The following is a 679-nucleotide window of genomic DNA, read 5'->3' on the forward strand; positions in this document are numbered from 1 at the left end:
TTTGACTATGGCCATCCTGACAGTTCGGAATGTGCCCGATGAGGTGCATCGCGCTTTGCGTGTGCGCGCGGCGATGCACGGCCGCAGCACCGAAGCGGAAGTCCGTGAGATCTTGGAAAGTGTGGTGAAGCCCGAGCAGCGCGTTCGTATGGGGGATGCCTTGGCGGAGCTTGGCCGGCGGCTGGGACTGACCAATGATGATTTCGCAGTGTTTGACCAGGTACGTGACGAGGCGCCGGCGGAACCAATGAGGTTTGAATGATCGTCTTGGATACTAATGTCGTCTCCGAGGCGATGAAACCAGAACCCAATCCGGCCGTGCGCTCATGGTTGAACGAGCAGGTCGCTGAAACGCTGTATCTGTCCAGTGTGACGCTAGCCGAACTGTTGTTTGGTATCGGTGCGTTGCCTGACGGGCGGCGCAAGAAGGCTCTGACCGAAACGCTCGACGGCGTGCTCCAACTGTTTGGCCATCGCGTGTTGCCTTTCGACATCGGCGCTGCTCGGCACTGCGCCGACCTCGCGGTGGCGGCGCGAGCGGCCGGGAAGGGATTCCCGACGCCCGACGGATATATTGCCGCCATTGCCGCCTCCAAGGGATTTATCATAGCTACGCGCGACACCAGCCCCTTCGAAGCCGCAGGAGTTATCGTAGTAAACCCTTGGGACCACCGATGAA

At 60.1% G+C, this 679-nt stretch carries 2 protein-coding genes; both read left to right on the top strand.

The features are described from left to right. The first annotated feature begins 7 nt into the window (after positions 1–7). Positions 8–262, top strand: a complete 255-nt coding sequence (locus QN219_RS33755; RefSeq protein WP_284004759.1) for a FitA-like ribbon-helix-helix domain-containing protein — start codon at positions 8–10, stop codon at positions 260–262. Then, a complete protein-coding gene (locus QN219_RS33760) occupies positions 259–678 on the top strand; it encodes a type II toxin-antitoxin system VapC family toxin (RefSeq protein ID WP_284004758.1) in 420 nt (139 codons plus the stop codon). The genes QN219_RS33755 and QN219_RS33760 overlap by 4 nt, the downstream gene beginning before the upstream one ends. Position 679 lies beyond the last annotated feature (1 nt).

This window comes from Sinorhizobium sp. 8-89 (genome assembly GCF_030124325.1).
In the GTDB taxonomy this organism is placed as follows: domain Bacteria; phylum Pseudomonadota; class Alphaproteobacteria; order Rhizobiales; family Rhizobiaceae; genus Sinorhizobium.

Bases quoted from the DNA above. Each gene is read 5' to 3' on its own strand.
- QN219_RS33755 (WP_284004759.1), top strand. From the start codon at position 8: ATGGCCATCCTGACAGTTCGGAATGTGCCCGATGAGGTGCATCGCGCT.
- QN219_RS33760 (WP_284004758.1), top strand. From the start codon at position 259: ATGATCGTCTTGGATACTAATGTCGTCTCCGAGGCGATGAAACCAGAA.